Source organism: Nocardia salmonicida NBRC 13393, from assembly GCF_001613085.1.
Taxonomy (GTDB): Bacteria; Actinomycetota; Actinomycetes; order Mycobacteriales; family Mycobacteriaceae; genus Nocardia; species Nocardia salmonicida.
This window is the reverse complement of the sequence record NZ_BDBR01000043.1, coordinates 58,895-76,009: the sequence shown is the minus strand read 5'-3', so window position 1 is coordinate 76,009 and position 17,115 is coordinate 58,895. Positions and strand designations below refer to the sequence as shown.

General features: G+C 66.6%; 16 protein-coding genes. All 16 read left to right on the top strand.

Annotation, left to right across the window (positions count from 1 at the left end; genetic code table 11):
- The first annotated feature begins 69 nt into the window (after positions 1-69).
- Positions 70-1,695 carry a putative type IV secretion/conjugal transfer ATPase gene (locus NS1_RS31520; protein WP_143876008.1) on the top strand — a complete coding sequence of 542 codons (1,626 nt, stop codon included), beginning with the start codon at positions 70-72 and terminating at the stop codon, positions 1,693-1,695.
- Between the two features lie 82 nt (positions 1,696-1,777).
- Positions 1,778-3,430 carry a M23 family metallopeptidase gene (locus NS1_RS31515; RefSeq protein ID WP_063816325.1) on the top strand — a complete coding sequence of 551 codons (1,653 nt, stop codon included), beginning with the start codon at positions 1,778-1,780 and terminating at the stop codon, positions 3,428-3,430.
- A gap of 10 nt (positions 3,431-3,440) precedes the next feature.
- Positions 3,441-4,001 carry a hypothetical protein gene (locus tag NS1_RS31510; protein WP_143876009.1) on the top strand — a complete coding sequence of 187 codons (561 nt, stop codon included), beginning with the start codon at positions 3,441-3,443 and terminating at the stop codon, positions 3,999-4,001.
- A complete protein-coding gene (locus tag NS1_RS31505; protein WP_062990401.1) occupies positions 3,994-4,881 on the top strand; it encodes a hypothetical protein in 888 nt (295 codons plus the stop codon). Before NS1_RS31510 ends, NS1_RS31505 begins: the two co-directional genes overlap by 8 nt.
- Positions 4,882-4,907: 26 nt before the next feature.
- Complete coding sequence (locus NS1_RS31500) at positions 4,908-5,564, top strand: hypothetical protein (protein ID WP_062990399.1); 657 nt, start codon at positions 4,908-4,910, stop codon at positions 5,562-5,564.
- Positions 5,561-6,094 (top strand): hypothetical protein, encoded by a 534-nt coding sequence (locus tag NS1_RS31495; RefSeq protein ID WP_062990396.1) that lies wholly within the window; start codon positions 5,561-5,563, stop codon positions 6,092-6,094. The genes NS1_RS31500 and NS1_RS31495 overlap by 4 nt, the downstream gene beginning before the upstream one ends.
- Positions 6,094-7,116, top strand: coding sequence for a hypothetical protein (locus NS1_RS31490; protein ID WP_062990394.1), 1,023 nt, complete (start codon positions 6,094-6,096; stop codon positions 7,114-7,116). The genes NS1_RS31495 and NS1_RS31490 overlap by 1 nt, the downstream gene beginning before the upstream one ends.
- Position 7,117: 1 nt before the next feature.
- A complete protein-coding gene (locus tag NS1_RS31485; protein WP_143876010.1) occupies positions 7,118-7,987 on the top strand; it encodes a hypothetical protein in 870 nt (289 codons plus the stop codon).
- Between the two features lie 82 nt (positions 7,988-8,069).
- Positions 8,070-9,011 carry a hypothetical protein gene (locus NS1_RS31480; RefSeq protein ID WP_143876011.1) on the top strand — a complete coding sequence of 314 codons (942 nt, stop codon included), beginning with the start codon at positions 8,070-8,072 and terminating at the stop codon, positions 9,009-9,011.
- Between the two features lie 47 nt (positions 9,012-9,058).
- A complete protein-coding gene (locus NS1_RS31475) occupies positions 9,059-9,829 on the top strand; it encodes a hypothetical protein (protein WP_143876012.1) in 771 nt (256 codons plus the stop codon).
- On the top strand, positions 9,829-10,785 hold the full coding sequence (locus tag NS1_RS31470) for a hypothetical protein (protein WP_062990385.1): 957 nt from the start codon (positions 9,829-9,831) through the stop codon (positions 10,783-10,785). The genes NS1_RS31475 and NS1_RS31470 overlap by 1 nt, the downstream gene beginning before the upstream one ends.
- Positions 10,786-11,000: 215 nt before the next feature.
- Positions 11,001-12,257: a hypothetical protein gene (locus NS1_RS31465; RefSeq protein WP_062990383.1), complete on the top strand. Its 1,257-nt coding sequence runs from the start codon at positions 11,001-11,003 to the stop codon at positions 12,255-12,257.
- Between the two features lie 76 nt (positions 12,258-12,333).
- On the top strand, positions 12,334-14,169 hold the full coding sequence (locus NS1_RS31460; RefSeq protein WP_169812860.1) for a type IV secretory system conjugative DNA transfer family protein: 1,836 nt from the start codon (positions 12,334-12,336) through the stop codon (positions 14,167-14,169).
- Complete coding sequence (locus NS1_RS31455; protein ID WP_169812859.1) at positions 14,166-15,017, top strand: DUF4913 domain-containing protein; 852 nt, start codon at positions 14,166-14,168, stop codon at positions 15,015-15,017. The genes NS1_RS31460 and NS1_RS31455 overlap by 4 nt, the downstream gene beginning before the upstream one ends.
- Positions 15,014-15,874, top strand: coding sequence for a hypothetical protein (locus tag NS1_RS31450; RefSeq protein ID WP_143876013.1), 861 nt, complete (start codon positions 15,014-15,016; stop codon positions 15,872-15,874). Before NS1_RS31455 ends, NS1_RS31450 begins: the two co-directional genes overlap by 4 nt.
- Positions 15,871-16,782 carry a hypothetical protein gene (locus NS1_RS31445; RefSeq protein ID WP_062990375.1) on the top strand — a complete coding sequence of 304 codons (912 nt, stop codon included), beginning with the start codon at positions 15,871-15,873 and terminating at the stop codon, positions 16,780-16,782. Before NS1_RS31450 ends, NS1_RS31445 begins: the two co-directional genes overlap by 4 nt.
- Positions 16,783-17,115 lie beyond the last annotated feature (333 nt).

Genomic DNA, 17,115 nt, shown 5'->3' with positions numbered 1-17,115 from the left:
AGGTCCGCGAAAACCGAGCTGGTCGAGGGTATCAGGATCCTAAGCCGTGCCCGCCGTGGTGAAGTCGAGATGACGGCCTTGACCAGCGGGGGACTGCGGGGCTGGCGGGCACGAATGCTGCTTTCGAGCGATGACCATCGCCGAGCGACTGCCGCGCGCCGCCGCGACGGCACCGCCGGGGACGGGTTCGACCTGAACGCCCCGGCGTTCACTGACCGTGGTTACACCGGTGCAGGCGGTGGCCGCGCGTCGGTGGTGCCGCGCACACCGGAGTGGCGTGCGACGACCGTCCAGGTCGCTGGGTTGTGGCCGTTCTGCGTTGGCGCGAGCGCACCCACTGCGGGGGTGCCGGTCGGCAGCCACTACATCACCGGCGCCCCGGTGCATTTCGACCCGATGTCGTGGTTCCTGCGGGGGTTCATCACCGCACCGATCGCGTTCGTGTTGGCGCTCAACGGATTCGGCAAGTCCTCACTGATCCGACGCATCGTCACGGGTGCGGTCGCGGCGGGGGAGACCGTGCTGTGCATGGGCGACACCAAAGGCGAATACCGCGACCTGGTCGAACGCCTCGGCGGTCAGGTCGTCGACATCGGCTACGGCCACGGAACCATCAACCCCCTCGATGTCGGCGCCCTGGGCGCCACCATCGACCAGCTCCCCGATGCCGACCAACGCCGCCAGGTCGTGGCGCGGGTCGAAGCGGGCCAGATCAACATCGTCGCCGGGCTGATCGAACTCGTGCGCGGCGCCCGGGTCGAAGACTACGAGGAAGTCCTACTCGCGGCCGGTCTGCGCGAACTCTACAGCCCGGCAGGTGGTTTCACCCACCAGAACCCGCCACTGCTGGAGAACCTGCTCGCGGTGATCTCCGCCGGAGGTGAGCGGCTGCGCGCGTTCGCCGAAGAAGACGACGCCATCTCCTACCGCGCCGCGACGAAAACTTTGCGTCGGTCGATGCGTGCCCTGGTCGAAGGACCGTTCGGGGCGATCTTCAACGGGGCGACCACTACCCGGATCGACCTTGCCAGCCCGGCGATCTGCGTTGATATCTCCCATATCCCCGAGGGCGACACCAAACTGCTGGCGGCTGTGCTGATGACGTGCTGGTCCGATGGCTTCGGCGCGGTCGCAGCCGCCCACGCTCTCGCTGACGCCGGCCTTGCTCCGGCGCGGACGTTCGAAGTCGTGATGGACGAGATCTGGCGCGTGCTGGGTGTCGGTGAATTCATGGTCGACCGCGTCGACGCGCTGACCCGACTCAACCGGCCCTTGGCCACCGGGCTGATCATGTGTTCCCACACCATCAAAGACCTCGCCGCGTTCGATTCCCCTGCCGCACAAGCGAAAGCGCTCGGATTCTTCGAACGCTCGAGGGCCAAGATCATTGGCCCCGTCGGTCCAGAAGAAGCCAACCGCATCGCCGCGGTCGCCGGGATGACCGACACCGAGAAATTGTTGGTCACCTCCTGGGCGGCGCCGCGCCCACCCAGCGACGACGACCTCGATACCTCGCGGCGCGAGATCCCGCCGGGCACAGGGTGTTACCTGCTCAAGACCGGTGAAGCCGAAGAGCCCGGCATTCCGTTCCGGATGGTGTTCACCCCCACCGAACGCGACTCCGATATCCACAACACCAACCGCCGCTTCGACAACCTCGGCCAAACCTCCGGTGGGTCGGTGAATCCGCGATGAGCACCGTCGAACCCAGTCGTCAGCGAAACCACAACCCGAGCTCTCACACCCGCGAGACCCGCCCGCACCCGGTGGTGCCGCGATGAGTGCTGCCGCTCGGGTAACGGTCGCGGTCGTGGGCGCGACCCTGATGCTGCTTGGACTGCTGCTCTTCGCGGGCGTTGCCGACAAGGGGGGCTGCGCGCCGTCGGCGGTGCCGAGCGGGGCGGCCTCGGCGACCGGTGACGCGAGGACGATGCCGATGGCCGAGGGCAGCTACACCCTGACCTCGGGTTTCGGGATGCGTTGGGGCACACAGCATCAGGGCCAGGATTTCGCCGCCGCGTCCAAGACTCCCATCTACGCGGTCGCCGACGGACTCGTCGTGCGGGTGGGAGCTGCCAGCGGGTTCGGGATCTGGGTGGTCATCGACCACAACATCGACGGCGAAACCGTGTCCTCGGTCTACGGGCACATGTTCGCCGACGACGTCCGTGTCGAACAAGGCCAGAACGTGCGTATCGGTCAACTGATCGCCGGCGTCGGCTACAACGGTCAAACCGTCCCTGCAGGCCCCGACGGGGCGCACCTGCATCTCGAGATCTGGACCGAAGGAGGGCGATTCGGCGGCGGCACGGCCATCGACCCGATGCCGTGGCTGCTCCAAGGAAATGCGGACCAGTCCACCAGTGTCGCGACATCGAGCGCGGTGTCGCCGCCGACGACATCAGTCAGCGATGCTCCCGTAGCTGGCGCTGGTACGGCGGCAGGCTCCGAGCTGCCCGAAATGCCTGCGTCGATCGGCTTGGAGCGTGGGTTGCAGGTCGACTCGATCCGTCTGGCACGCACGATCGTTCAACGGTTCCCTCAGGTGCAGAAGATCTATGGGCAGCGTGAGGATGATCTGCCCGATCACCCCAGTGGCCGGGCGATCGACATCATGATCCCTGACCCGACATCCGGGGACGGCAAAGCCCTCGGTGACCAGATCGCCGGCTTCGTTCTCACCAACTCCGTTGCACTGCGGATCGACTATTTGATCTGGCGCCAGACCTACCGTGCGGCCAGCGGCGAGTCCAACCTGATGGAAGACCGGGGCGGGGCCACCGCCAATCACATGGACCATGTCCACGTGACCACCCTGGGCGGGGGATACCCAGACGGCTCACCGATCGGCTCCGTCGCGACCAACCCACCCGGCACCAGCACAGCATCGACGTGCGGATCCAGTGGCGGAGAGGCCGATCTCGCGCCAAACACTGTCCCCGCCGACTTGGAACCGTGGTATCGGCTGGGTGGCACCGTATGCCCGCAAATCAGCGCGTCGCTGCTCGCTGCCCAGGGCAAACAAGAATCCGGGTACCGGCGCGGGCTGACATCGTCGGCTGGTGCGCAAGGTCTGGCGCAGTTTCTGCCCGGCACCGCGACCGCTCTCGCCTCCGACGGGCAGCCGTATGTGATCGACGCCGACAGCAGCGGCGTCGCCAGCGTGTGGGACGACGGCGACGCGATCATCGGCCAAGCCCGCTACCTGTGCGACATCGCCGACCACGTCGATGCCTGGATCGAGCAGGGCAAAGTCGTCGCCCCCAACGGTGCCGTCGAGCTCTACCTCGCCGGCTACAACGCGGGCGAATACGCCGTGCTGCGCTCGGGTGGATTCCCCACGGGTTCACCGGATTACGAAGTTCAGACCCGCCCGTATGTGGCCAGCATTCTCGCGATGGCCACCCAGATGTCGACGACGATGAGCTGAGGACACCATGGTGAACCGTCTACCTCTGTGGGCTGTGACCCTCGGTGTCGCGGCCGTCCTGATTGTGCTCGCCACGGTGCTGGTGGTCGGCGCGCAGAACAGTGAGCCCGTGCCCGGTACGCGCACACCGGGTACCGCCCACGTGGAGGGGCCGGATCCCGTGGCTGCCGACGCCCGGACCGTCACCCACATGGGTTTGGCGGCCATGTTCTCCTGGCAACCACGCACCGACCCCGGCCCCGGCACCGGGTTGACCCGCGCCGCACCGTGGCTGACCGGCGAACTGGCTGCCGCAGCGAACAGTGGTCCGGGCAACGGATTGGCACCGTTGCCGGAATGGGCGCGATGGCGCGACAGCAACGACATCGTCACCGCCCTGGTCGACGCCGAGCAGACGAAAACCGACATCGCCGGGGCGACGGTCGCGGCGTCGGTGACCCAGCAGGTACTCCACCGGGACGGCTCCACCACCCTCTACCGGCGGATGCACGTCACCGCCACGGTGACAGAAACGTCGCAGGGGTGGCGGATGTCGAGCTACCGCATCAACTCGGTGACCGGCCATGGCTGACCGGATGCTGGCCGCCTCGCCAGACAACAACCTCCTCGGTACACCTCCGATGCTCGTGCATCGACGGATGGCGGCGGCGATCCAGAACGTCACCGTCGATCTGATGCTGCTGGCGCGGGAACCACACAGCCGCATCCAGACTTTCCGGGATCTCTCGATCGCTGGGCGGGTCCTCCACGAACAGGCTGCGGCGATCGGGGTGCCCGCCAACTGGATCGACTATGCACGCCAAGCTGGTCAGGAAGGTCGAAAAGCGACCGGGACCTCCTCGTTGCCTCCTCGCCGTCCGGTCTCGCGGTCGTTGTTGATCGCTCAGCTACACCACCAGGCCGACACCCTGTGGACCATGGCCGCAGTGGGCCCGGTCCGCCGCGACCGCGGCCAGGTGACCGCACCGGCAGCGCAGAAGCTGGGTGAGCATCTGCGGTTGCAGTGGTTGCGGGTGGCGATGGTCGCCACCGCCATCAATCTCACCGAAGCCGAAACCCGTGGCTGGTGGGCCACCGATCCGACCCACTGGCACTCACGCCAGGCCCAGATTCAGCAACAGTCGGTACCCGATCAGGGGCGTCAATGGCGTGAGCTCACCCATTTTGCGAGCGTGCGTGAAGCACGGGTCCGGGTCGCGGCGATGCGCATGGTCGGCATCGACCTCACAGCCAGTGCCCCACATCAACTACCGCCTGCCCCGCACCTGCTCGCGGTAACCGCCGAGAACGCTTGGCACACAGCATCTCTGGAATCCGAAGGCGGGGCACGCATCGACGCCGCGATCGCCGCGACCGGTATCGACGACGCCCACGGCATCGCCGATAGCGACACCCACGACCTGCCACCCCCGACCGGGTCAGCGCAACTGCACGCCGAACCAGATTTCTGACCCCCAAGTATCTCGAGGAGAATCCCATGACAACCCACCCCGCCACCTCGAAAGACCCGTCGCCCCCGACCACACCCGAAGACTTGGTCCGCGACCGGTTGACCGACTTGTGGACCTTTGCGACTACGGAGGAGTTCGACAGCCTCGCCACCGAATACGGCTTCACGACCGAAGAAATGTCGCTGCGCTACGTCGCGGCGTTGTTGGATGTCGCAGGTATCGACTACCAGGGTCTGCGACAGACCGAAATCCTGTGGGCAAACTCAGGTGCCAACCTCGTGCGCAAGGCCGCGACGGGCCCGGCACTGACAGTGTGGTCGGCGGCGACGCTGCAGGCGTTCACCGTCTGCGCCGCCTCCGGTCGCATGATCTGGCACGAACCTTTCGGTGCCGCCATGGTCGATGGTGTCGACGCGGCGACTGTGTCGGCAGAGAAGGCGATCGAGCTGTCCGCTCACGCTTTGCGTGAGTGGGGCGCCGAAGCCGGTGTCTTGCGGTTGAACCTGGCCCGCAGTCGCGGCCTGGATTTCGAACGGCTGCGCCGCATCGCCGCCACCGAGGGCCTGGTCCTCGATATTGCGACCGTCGCGGTCCGCAACCCGGCCGCCGAACAATGCATCGCGCCCGAACGGGTCGTCTGGCGGACGGTCGACCTGCAAGAGCTCTGGCAGAGCGCGTCATGAAACCCGCTCTGTTGGCGACTATCGCCGCAGTGGTCTTGGCGGCCACGGCAGCGAGTGGGTGCTCGACCGCGGATGCGCCGGTGGTCGAACCGGTCTGCAGCGCGCAGGCTTTCCCGCCACCACACACCGAGGTCTGGCCCTGCTCGGCATCGGATGTTCTGCGGGCCGCAGTGACCACCTTGTATGAACTGGACCCGGTGGTCGGGCTGGATGCGCGGTCGATGTTCGAGGCCGCGCGACCGCTGATGCGGGCCGCGTACTCGACCGACACTCGCGTGGGGGCATCACTCTGGTCGCCGATCACCGTCGACTTGTGGCAGGACTGGGTCGAGTACCAGGTGCCGTTGCGGACCGAGGTTCGTCTTACCGGTGACGAGCATCCGCCTGATACCGCGACCTCGTCGAGCCGGGTCCTGTCGGTCACCCTGACCCCGGCCGAACGGACACCGATTGTCTTTGCGGTGTACGCGAGATCGACGCGCCAAGGCTCGGAACGGGCGTGGCTTCTCGCCGAAATGCAGGTGCTGTGATGAGCGGGGATCCGGTCGAAGAAGGTGGCCAAGCGGTCCGCCAAGGATTCCTGCAGGCGCTGCAGACCGCCCACACCACCAACGCACTGTTCCGCAGCAGGGGCGGGGAATCGCGCTCACGCGCCGAATCCGAGCAGCGATCCGCGATCGAAGCGGCCAAGAACCAACGGTCGTGGATCGAGCACCAGACCAGGCTCGGCAACCTGGGGACAGAGCAAGCGCTGAGCATGGCCAAGATCGACGAGGTCCGCGCACGCATCGCCAACGCAGCACAGATCACCGAGGTCGACCTCCGCCACAAAGAAGGCCAAATCACCCGCGCCGAAACAGATCTCGCACGACGCGAACACGATGGTGCGCTCTCCCGAAGGCAGAGCAAGGAGCTCCATACCGAACGCATCGCCGGCTACACCAACCGCGAAGCCCGCGACGTCGAGCTGCACAAACTCGATGTCGAGCTCAAAGAACTGATGATCGAGATTCGCCGCCGTGCCGCGGGATTCACCGACACCTTGCACCACTCCGATGCACGGACCGGCGCGGGCCAGGCGGCGGCAGCTCAGTTCGCCGCCGCAGATGCCACCCGCGACCTCTCCGCGGACGCCGACGCCGCGGCCCGAGCCTACGAAGAACGGTTCGTCGACGACACCGGGATCGAACCGGACGACTTCTTCTCCGAGAACGGGGCCGATCTATCCGATAGCGGGTCTCGAGGTTTCGGTGACATGGACGGGCTAGCCGCGGATCTCACAATCAACGCGCACCTGAACGACGAATTCAACCACCTTGCTGACCATCTCGATGACAACGCTGACCCGACCGCGCAAACCATTCTCGACGCGGAGGTCGTCGAGGCCGGTGAATGGATCGAGGCCGCCGTATCGGCCGCAGCGGTCCACAACATCGACCCCACCGCCCCCGACCCTGACCTGACCAGCGGGGGAGCTGAACCCTCGCCTACTCGCGCGACAGGCAAGGAAATCGAAGTATGGGGCGATCCCGGTGTGGGACGGGGCCGGTGAGATGTTCGACCCGAACCCGATCCAGGCCAAGCTGCTCAAGGCCGTGCAGAACCTGGCCAGCGACAACGCGCGCCTGATCGACCAATCCCGCACCGGGGACAACCAGCAACTGTCGCCGATGGCGCTGGCTCATCTCGATATCGGGCGCCGTACCCGGGAGAACCTGGAAGCGATCGCGACCGCGGTCGGGGTACCGAAATCGGTGATCGACTACACCCGCGCCTCCGGTGAACGCGGACACCGCTGGCAACCCGGCCAGCCCCTGCTGAGCACCGAATCCATCGACCGCGACACCCTGCTTCGCGGACACCTGCGAGCTGTCGCGCAACTACAGACGATGGCCGGGGTTGGGGCGGCGTTCTCCCAGCAGGGAACCCTGCCGCGCGACGGATTCGCCGCGTTCCGGCGTGTGATGGGTGTGACCTGGCAACGCGTCGGAGCCGTCGGCCACGCCCTGGGCCTGACCACAGTCGAACAACAACACGCGTGGCAACCCACCGACAGCCCGTGGACCGACCACGTCGCCCGAACGATGGCAACGCTGGACCGGACAGCGCTGATGACGCGGTGGCGGGCCGTCGTGGAGACCAACTTCGCCACGGTGTCGATGCCGGTGATGGTGCTCCAAGCCGCCGGAATCACCCCCGACGACATCAACCGCCAACTCCCCGTCCTGCCCGACCGGATGGTCGAGCTCGCCGCAGCCGCCCTCGAACCCGACCCCGTCATGCGTGAGAAGGGTGGCGCTGGCATCGACGCCGCGATCGAGGCCACCGGCGCCGATTCCCAGACCGAATTCGAGCCCACCGATCACCGGCCTGCGTCGCACCCGGATCGATACCGCGGGCCCGACATGGGCCCAGGGCCGTGACAGATCGGATGCCACTGCTATCGCCCCCCCCGCAACCCGCCATCACAGAAAGTCCAGTGATTCAACAGGATTGGAGAAACCGGTGAGTCATCCGCTCTCAGGTGCCGAGGATCTGCCGTCGTGGCAGCTTCGGCTGCTCGAACGAATCCAGAACTCGAGCTATGAGCACTACCGCACGCTGTTTCACGGTTACCCGCAATACTCGACCGCCGCCAGTGGCCCGAGCATCCAACTCGAAAACTGGCGGACCAACCTGCGAGCACTCGAAGCCGAGCGCTCCGAGATCGAACTCCACGCCCACGGACTCGACATCCCCCAACGGATGATCGACTACGCCACCGAGACCGGAGCTAGGGGAGCACGCTGGGGTGATACCCGCGAAACTGCGCTCCTGCCGATGTCCCCGCCTGGGGCGAACCCAACGCGGGTGCACCTGCTCGACCAGATCGCCGATGATGTGTGGCGCCTGGAACACTCGGCCCTGGTCCGCGCGGAGTATCTGCATCGCGTCCACACCGGTGGGTTGGCCGACAACGAACCCGGAGAACGCCAACTCCACGACAACATGGCCGCGCTGTGGCGCCGTGCCGCCGGCACCGCGGCGCTGATCGACCTCGAGCCGGGCGAAGCCCACCAGCTGTGGGGCCGTGGACCCGACTCCTGGCAGCAGTTGGCGGAGCTGACCGCAGCCTCCTACACCGACACCGAGCTGCAGCAACGGTTCGCGGAAATGTCGTGGAAAGGTGTCGAAGCCGAGGTCTCGCGCGGCTTCGACAACCTGGCGACCAGTGCCTCTACCAATCTCGGACCGCCGACCCCGTGGGAGGTCGCCGAGCGCGCCGAACAGGCGCTCGCCGCAGCCAGTTTCGCTGACGAGTTGGCCCCACGCCTGGGTCATGGCATCGGCACGGCGGTAGAAGCTACCAGCACCGGGCTCGGCACCGACTGGGAGCCCGACCCCGATCCACAACACCCGCCCGGACGCGGACCTGGTGTGGGCGTCGATCAAGGGGTGGGGTCATGACCAGCGGGCGCGATCTACACCAAACGCCTCTGCGGTGGAGCTCCTGGATGCACAGGATCCAGAACCTCGCCGCTGATGTGAGCCGATTTCACGGATCGCCAACATTGGTGATCGCCGAGACCGATGTCATTGATCCCCCACGACAGAGGTGGCAGGAGCAGGCCGATCGGCTCCACGGCGCCCTCACCGCGGCCGAGGAACAGGCACGGGCTGCAGGAGTGGATCCGACGTGGATCGACGACGCGCGCACGGTGGGCTCGCACCAAGGCACGAACCCGCAAACAGGCGCGGTGCGGCAGCTTCCCCAGCGCAAGTCGGGTATCGAGCAGTTCTTCCTGGATCTACTCGACGTGGATCTGTGGCAGCTCGAGCGGATGGCAGCCCTCGACATGGCGCTCCCGGTCCGAGCTGCGGCAGGCCACGGAGTTATCACGGGCGACTCGGCGCGCGACTTAGCCTTGTTCGAGCGCATGCACGTGCGTTGTTCGCGGGCCTCGTCCCTCGTGGCCGCCGTGCAGCTCACCCCGGAGGAAGGCGATCGGATGTGGGGCGCGGGCGCCGAACCGATGCGCCGAATGCACGCCGCAGCGATCGACCAGATGAGCGACGTGCAACTGCTCGGGCAGTGGCACGAGTATGCCGACGCCGACGCGAGACTGCGGATGCCCCCCAATTGCAGCCAGGACCCCGACACCGGAAAGGTGTCCTTGGCAGACAGCCTCACCGACCCACCGTCGCCACGGCAGATGATCGCGCGCGCCGCCCTGACGCTCTTTTCCCGTGATCCCGAGGGCGCCGACAACCCCGGGGTGTCGTGATGACCAGCGCACACGAACCCTCCATGAGTCAGCGCCACGGCGAGCTCCTGCGTCGGGTCCAGAACATGGCTGCCCAGCTCCGCGAGGTGACCGACGCCGGACCAGCCATGTTCGACGACGGCGTCTCCGCAGACAGCCAACTGGTGTGGACCGAGCGACTCGAAACTCTCCGCATCGAAAGCGAGCATGCCGAGTTCGAGGCGATGCTGGAAGGTGTCGATCCGGGCTGGGTCCTCGATGCCCGCGAACTCGGCAAGCGCGGCGCGAGCTCACCCTCGCCTCACGTGGTGCGCTCCCACCCCGCGCGTGCCAACGAAGCGCAGGAGTTCTACCTCGACATGCTCGAGGTCGACCTGTGGAATCTGGAACGGATGGCTGGCCTGGAGGCCGCGCGGGTGGACCGGGTCGTGACTGGGCGATGGGGTTTCGACCACGACCCGATCGCGGTGGCCCAGTTCTCCGACAACATGGCTGCCCTGCACAACCGGGTGGCGGTGCTCGCGGCCGCGGCGCAACTGACACCGGCCGAAGGCGACAGTCTGTGGGGTTCGAGCGTGGAAGGGATCCGCCGCGTGCACGCGGTCACCTTCGCCGCCTACGACGAGCAAGCCCTGGCACAGGAGTGGAACGGCTATGCCCGCGCGGATCCGGCGTTGGCGGTGCCACCGTATGTTCCGCGAGATCCCGAGACCGGCACGCCCACCGAGACCGCCACGGTGGGCCCGCCGACGCCGCGCCAGATGCTCGCCGACGCGACGAGTGCGTTGCGGGTCCAGTTCGTCGACACCGCCATCCGTAACTCCGAATCAACCGATCTCGCCGCCGAGAGCACCGCGATCACCGCCGTGGTCGACGCGGCCCTGGGCGAGGACCGGGAGTGGACCTGGGAGCCCGACCACGACCCGGCCGCCGGGCGCGGTCGAGAGATCAGCACCGACCGCGGACCAGAACTGTAGGGCCGCAACCGCAAATCTGTGCCTTGTCGGCGCATCGGCTAGGGGGAACTGGACCGAGGCGACCGAACCTGAACCGCTGGGACCTCACACACCCGACAAGGGTGTGACGTTTTCTCGATCCGAGGAAGCACGATGCCCATCCATACCCGTGAAAGACCACCTTCTGCCTCGAACCCCGCACCGCTGCACCGCGATCGCTCCTCCGGGAGCATGCGATGAGCTGGGAGACCCGAGGAACGAGCTTCACCAGCCCTGACTACTACCGCGAAGCCGCTGACCGCGTCGAAGCTGAATTGCGCGCTGACTTTGCCACCTACCACCAAACACGCGAGATCGCCGCTTACGGCGAAACCCCGGCCCAGGTCGTCGAACTGAATGCTCGCGCGCACGCCATAGCACGCCAGTGGCAACAGGGTGGCACACCCGAGCATCAGCAGTTGTGGCAGCAATTGACCACCGCGGTCGAGTCCTGGACTGCCAACCCCGAAACCGCACGGGTTGAGTTCGGTCGCCTCCAGCAGGCGTTCATCGAGGGCGGTTCCGGTATCGACCCGAGCACCGTCCGTACCCAGCGACAAGCCGCGGAACTGACCGGGCACCTCGAGCCGGTCAACGATCACTCAGCTCAAGACGGTGCCCGGTGGCGGCCTCGCCACCTGAGCGTGGTCCCCGACCCCGGCGCCGAGGCGACGCGTTCAGGTAATGCCGCTGATCGTGCGCTGGGCGGGCGATCCGGTGAACAGCTAAGTCTGGCCGAGATCGACGCGATCATCAACAGCTCCGACGAGCTGCTCTCCGCCGAGGAAGCTTTCGGTGATCTGGACACCGGCGCGGAGGAAATCACCGCGTTGTTGCCCGCCGAGCAACGCATCGCGCCTCTCGACCGCGCCGTCACTGCCACTTTCGACCAGCTCCCGGCACAGATCGCTGCTGTGCGCCGACTGCAAGACCTGACCGCTCAACACATCCGGCTGGCCTCCGAGTTCGACGGAACACCCGAGGGTGGGCAAGTCCTGATCGGGCAGATGGAGCGGTTGATGGATGGTGCGCGCGAGGCCAACCGCGCTGCTCTATCCGCAGGCGCTGATCCCGACGAGATCACCGGTGCCTACCAAGCGGGGCTGTCGGGGCAGTTCTGGTCACAACAGCCCGGGGCGCCTCGGCTGGCTCAGCTCGACCACGTTCTGTCCGAACGCGACAGCGCGCTGGCCGAACTCGATGGGTTGCGTGCCCAGCTCGGCCTTGCACCCGACCAGCCTCCGGCGCTCGCGCTGGCCGTAGGTGCAGAGACCACTTACCGCCTGAGCTCGACGGCCAGCTCCGCCGCGCTGGAGCCAGGTGGGGCGGTGATCTCCGGCGCGGTCGAGGCTGCCCTGCCCCATGCCGACTTCGCCGCCGAGTGGACGACCCCCGAACTCACCGGCGTCATCGACGCGCCCCCGCGCGAACACGTCGTCGACCCCCAATTCTGAAAGGTCTAGGTGAATCATGTTCTCTCCCCGTGAAACCCGCCGGCGCGCCAAATCCGGGATGGGTGAGGAAGCCGGCATGCTCCTCATTCTGTTGGCACTGCTCGCTGTCGTGTTCGTGCTGTGGGCGGCGTTGAAACTCGGCAGCTGGTCGGCCGGGCAGCCGATGTCATGGAACCCGTTCATCGCCTTGCTGTCGGTCCTCGCCGCAGACAAACGATGGCCCTGGCAAGCGACGCCGATCGCCGTGGTGCTGCTGTGCGCGATCGGCGCGCTGGCGGTGCGCGGGGTTCAGATGTTCAACACCGGCCGCGAGGTCGATGTGGCCGCGCGAACGATGCAACGGCCAGGCAAGATCCGCATCGCTCGCGTCGCCGACAACCTCGCCGACAACCAACGATTGCTCGCCGACGCGCCACCCGAAGTGCGAGCGAATCCGGGACCGCTGTTGGGGCGCACGGTCATCGGCGACATCGCCCTGCACGTACCCGCCGAACTCGGTGTCACAGTGACGGCCGGTCAGCGCACCGGCAAGACCGTCGCATGGGCGATCCCGGCGGTGCTCTCGGCATGGGGGCCGTGCCTTGCCACGTCGAACAAACCGGACCTGTACCGGCACACCGTGTATGGGCGCGAGCAAGTCGGCCGGGTATGGGTGTGTGACCTGCAAGCGGTGACCGGGCACGTTGTCTGCGGGTTCTGGGTGAATCTGTTCAACCAAGTCACCGGGTTACCCGCGGCGCGAAAGCTGGCGGGTTTCTTCGTGTCCGGGTCGGCCGGTTCGGCCAATGAGATCGCCAATGCGAAGACCGATGCCTACTTCGACGGCGGCGCGCAAGAGCTGTTCGCGCTGTGTGTCTTCGCCGCCGCGTGCGCGGGCGGGGACCTGCACCATGTCGCGGAATGGCTCGGCCGCGACCAAGATCCGACCCCGGCATTGGTTTTGCGCCACTACGGCCACGACCGACCCGCGGCCAGGATCGTCGAATGCCAAGGCCTCTACGCCAGGCAACGCGATGGCCTCTACGACATGGCGCGAAGGTTCCTCAACGTGCTCTCCGATTCCGGGTACGCGCAAATGGTCACGCCCCCGGTTCGGAAACTGTTCCAGGTCAGCGAAACCGCTGCCAAGCCGACGACCGCGGCACCGAGTCGGGGCGGGAAAGTGTCCTCGATTCGCAACGGCGTGGTGATCGAGTCCACCGAACAGGCGCGGACCCACCTGTTGCCGGAATTCGATCCCGTCGCGTTCGTCACCTCCAACGACACCCTGTATCCGCTGTCGATGACCGGGCCTGATGGTGCCACGCCCTTGACCGCCGCGCTGGTCGGCCAAGTCCTCGAAGCCGCCTTAACCCAAGCGCGAGCCCGCCCGGATGGGCGGCTGGCGACACCGTTGTTGTGTGTGCTCGACGAGGCCGCCAACTGCGCCCGAATCAGTGAACTGCCGTCCTACTACACGTATTCGGCGGGTTGCGGGATCATCTTGATGACGATCCTCCAGGTCCTCGAGCAAGGTGAAAACCTGTGGGGTGCCAATGGTTTGAAGACCATGATGGCCCAGTCGATCGAGGTCTACGGCGGCTCCATTGCCTCCCGGGACTACTTGGAGCATTGGTCAGCGATGGCCGGGCAACACGACGTCTCCGACCGCTCCCGCACCCACACACCCGGCGGTATCCAACGCAGCCTGTCCTGGCGCGCAGAACCCATCCTCGATGTCGCGATGCTCGCCGCCCTGCCGAAAGACCGCGCCCTGGTCCGACTTCCCGGCCACGGGCCAGTCGTGGTCCGCAAAATTCCCTGGTTCGACAGCGAGTACGCGCCGCTGGTGCGCAAGTCGATGCAACGGTTCGAAGGTGGGCGGGTCTCACTGGTCAAGTCGAGCCCATCGGTAGCAGGCGGCCAGTCGTGACGAGCCCGAACGCTGCATCGACAGCCACTGCGCAGACACCGATGCCGCCGCAGTTCGGTCATTTCACCGATTTCGCGCAGGCGTGGATGTTGCCCACGATCAGCGTCCGGTTGGCGCAAGCGAACCGGGAGAACACCTTCACCTGGTGCTCGCGGTGGTGGTCTCATCGCCCGGTCGCGGTGCGGGTCGCCCATTTGCATACCGCGTTCGAGGCGATGCGCCGCTCCAAGGCAGGATCGAGCCTGAGCACCTTCCTGCTGAGTCACTTCGACCCGCACGTCAACCTCATCCTCGACGCGGCGAACGGCCCCCTGCACCGATGCACCCGCACCCATCACCAGACCACCCCGTCGTTGCCGTTCGACCCCGTCCCACCTGGTTGGTTCGGCACCAAGCCCCCCGTCGACGACGGTAAACCGCCGAAGAAGTTCGACCACTACAGCGAATTCGCCGAACAGTGGTTGCTGCCGGTGACGTCAGTAAAGATCGCCGCCAACAATCGTGAGGGCCAGTACACGTGGTGTCGGCAGTGGTGGCGCCACCAAAGCGTCGCCATCCGCTTCGCCGGGCTGCACGCCTGCTTCGAGGCCGCGGTCAATGCCGAGGACAAGATGGCGATGTCAGCCTTGTTCGTCCGTCACGTCGACCCGCAGCTCCGCTACGTCCTCGACGCCGCCAACGGGCCCCTGCACAGGTGCACACCCGACCAGCACGTCGATAGCCCTGGGCTCACGAGCGAGCGGGTTCCGGCGAATTGGTTCGGCGCCCCCGGATCGGCGATCCCGATCGAAGCCCTCGGCTTCGCTCCGGACTTCCGGGCCTTGGCGCAGGGCGGTGAGCCGCAGTGAGTATGGCGAACGCGACCGCAGTCCAGAAACGGGTCCTCAAAGCACTGCAGAATCAAGCCGCTGACTCACAGAAGCTGCTGACCATCCAGCGCGCCAGCGGTATTGAGCCGACCCAAGACGGGACGCGGAATTTCCACGCGCGGGCGACGGTGCACACCGAACTCGCCGCAGCGGCCCTCGCGGGTGGGGTGCCGGCCGAGTGGGTCGATCAGGCACGCGAACGCGGCACCAAAGCAATCCGCTGGAACACCAACCTGTTCCTGCGCCGTGCAGCCCCGATCGACCGCGACGCGTTGGTCGATAACCTCCGCGCCGATATCGACCGACTAGCCCGGTTCACCGGCATCCACGCGGCCTACACCCACGGCACCGGGCGACACGACGACACCACCGCGACCGTGGACCAGACCCTCACCACGCTCTGGCGCCGATCCGCTCAGATCGGTGTCCTGCTCGGTATCGACACCGACCAAGCCCGACAGCACTGGCCCCACCAGCAATGGATGAAGCAAGCCTCGGCATCGGCGGCCGGGCAGACCCAAGCCCAACTCACCCAACACTGGCACGCGATCGCGAACACCGACATGACCAGCTACACCGCACAATCCATCGCCTTGGCCGCAGCAGGGATCACACCGAACCCGACGATCGCCCCACCCGAGCCGATCGCCGTACTCCACGCTCTCAGCGAACGCGATGTCGGTGTGGGTGGCCTGTTCTCCGACGCGCCAGGCGCACACATCGGTGCCGCTGTCGAGGCCACACGATCGCAGTCGGCCCACACCGACTATGACGCCGACATCACCGCACCGGTGTTCAGCGACCCGGAAATCAACTATCCCGGGATCGATCCATGAGCAGCCCCTCGGCTGGCCCGCGTCTGGTCTCCGACCTGCCCGCCCCACAGGCTGAGTCGCTCACGCTGATCCATGACCTGGCTCGCCGCGCCGGTGTCGTCCGTGGACGCCAGCAGCATGCCCCCGAACTCGTTCGGCTCGACCTTGACCGCAGTATCGCTGAGATCACCGCCGCGAGCAGGGGAGTGCCTGCGGTGTGGATCAACCAGGCTCGCGAATACGGCACCGCGAACCGGGTGTGGCGACCGACGACGGTGTTGCGCGATCCACCCAAAAATAACGTGATCCGTCGTGGGTTCGGCCGAGTCGTCGCCGACACGAACCGGTTCGTCGACATGGCCACGGTCTCGGTGATGCGCCACCAACATCTGCAACGAGCCGGGATCGAGTCAGAACCAGAACCTGCGGTGGCGCACCAGCTTCGGCGGAATATGGACGCGATCCGCACGCGCATCATTCACACCGCCGCCGCGATCGGGATGAGTCCCGCCCAACGCGTCCGCGCGGTGACAGTGACCGATGCCCACCTCGCTGATCGTCTCGCCGCCCACAGACCGCTCGCCGTCGATGATCTGACCGCGCTCTGGCGTGACCTCGCCACTCCGGCGGTCGCGGCGAGTGTTCGTTCGTCGCTGGCTAGCCTGCGCCGCAGCACCAGACCACCAGCCGGTGACGAGGCGGGCCTGCTGATGCCGCCGACGACACAAGAACTGCTCACCCGCGCTCACCAGCAACTCATCGACGCCACCACAGCAGATGGTCCCTCGACCATCGGGCACCGGATCGAAAACGCCGTCCACCTCGCGCTACCGACCACGGCAACAGAACCCGACAACGAAGCAGCCGAGCACCACCGACCGACCAGCCAACCAACAGATCGCTCCCTCATGCCGGGCACTGAACTATGACGACACCCCGGCTCGGTCCCCGCACCCGAATTCAGCCATCACTCATCGCCACGTGGTCGGCAAGGACATACCGCGTGCGCACCGATCTGAGTCACCTCCCGACTGCGGTGGCAGGTGATCACCGTTCGGCTGCTTCCGAAAGCCACGAACGAGACCACCGCACGAACTGGCCCAATCCACCGTGGCTGCCCTCGATACCGCGACCGCCGACACCGCGCCCCACGCCTGGCCGCCGGACCCCGTCGACGGCACCGCGTGGACCGCCGGCCAGGGGACACAGAGCAATGCGGTCGATGAGGACCACTCTGCTCCCGAACAACAGCTGGGTCGCGC

Coding starts and splice junctions, on each gene's coding strand:
- NS1_RS31445 (WP_062990375.1), top strand. CDS start 15,871: ATGAGCAGCCCCTCGGCTGGCCCGCGTCTGGTCTCCGACCTGCCCGCC.
- NS1_RS31465 (WP_062990383.1), top strand. CDS start 11,001: ATGAGCTGGGAGACCCGAGGAACGAGCTTCACCAGCCCTGACTACTAC.
- NS1_RS31470 (WP_062990385.1), top strand. CDS start 9,829: ATGACCAGCGCACACGAACCCTCCATGAGTCAGCGCCACGGCGAGCTC.
- NS1_RS31505 (WP_062990401.1), top strand. CDS start 3,994: ATGGCTGACCGGATGCTGGCCGCCTCGCCAGACAACAACCTCCTCGGT.
- NS1_RS31500 (WP_062990399.1), top strand. CDS start 4,908: ATGACAACCCACCCCGCCACCTCGAAAGACCCGTCGCCCCCGACCACA.
- NS1_RS31490 (WP_062990394.1), top strand. CDS start 6,094: ATGAGCGGGGATCCGGTCGAAGAAGGTGGCCAAGCGGTCCGCCAAGGA.
- NS1_RS31515 (WP_063816325.1), top strand. CDS start 1,778: ATGAGTGCTGCCGCTCGGGTAACGGTCGCGGTCGTGGGCGCGACCCTG.
- NS1_RS31460 (WP_169812860.1), top strand. CDS start 12,334: ATGCTCCTCATTCTGTTGGCACTGCTCGCTGTCGTGTTCGTGCTGTGG.
- NS1_RS31495 (WP_062990396.1), top strand. CDS start 5,561: ATGAAACCCGCTCTGTTGGCGACTATCGCCGCAGTGGTCTTGGCGGCC.
- NS1_RS31485 (WP_143876010.1), top strand. CDS start 7,118: ATGTTCGACCCGAACCCGATCCAGGCCAAGCTGCTCAAGGCCGTGCAG.
- NS1_RS31520 (WP_143876008.1), top strand. CDS start 70: ATGACGGCCTTGACCAGCGGGGGACTGCGGGGCTGGCGGGCACGAATG.
- NS1_RS31475 (WP_143876012.1), top strand. CDS start 9,059: ATGCACAGGATCCAGAACCTCGCCGCTGATGTGAGCCGATTTCACGGA.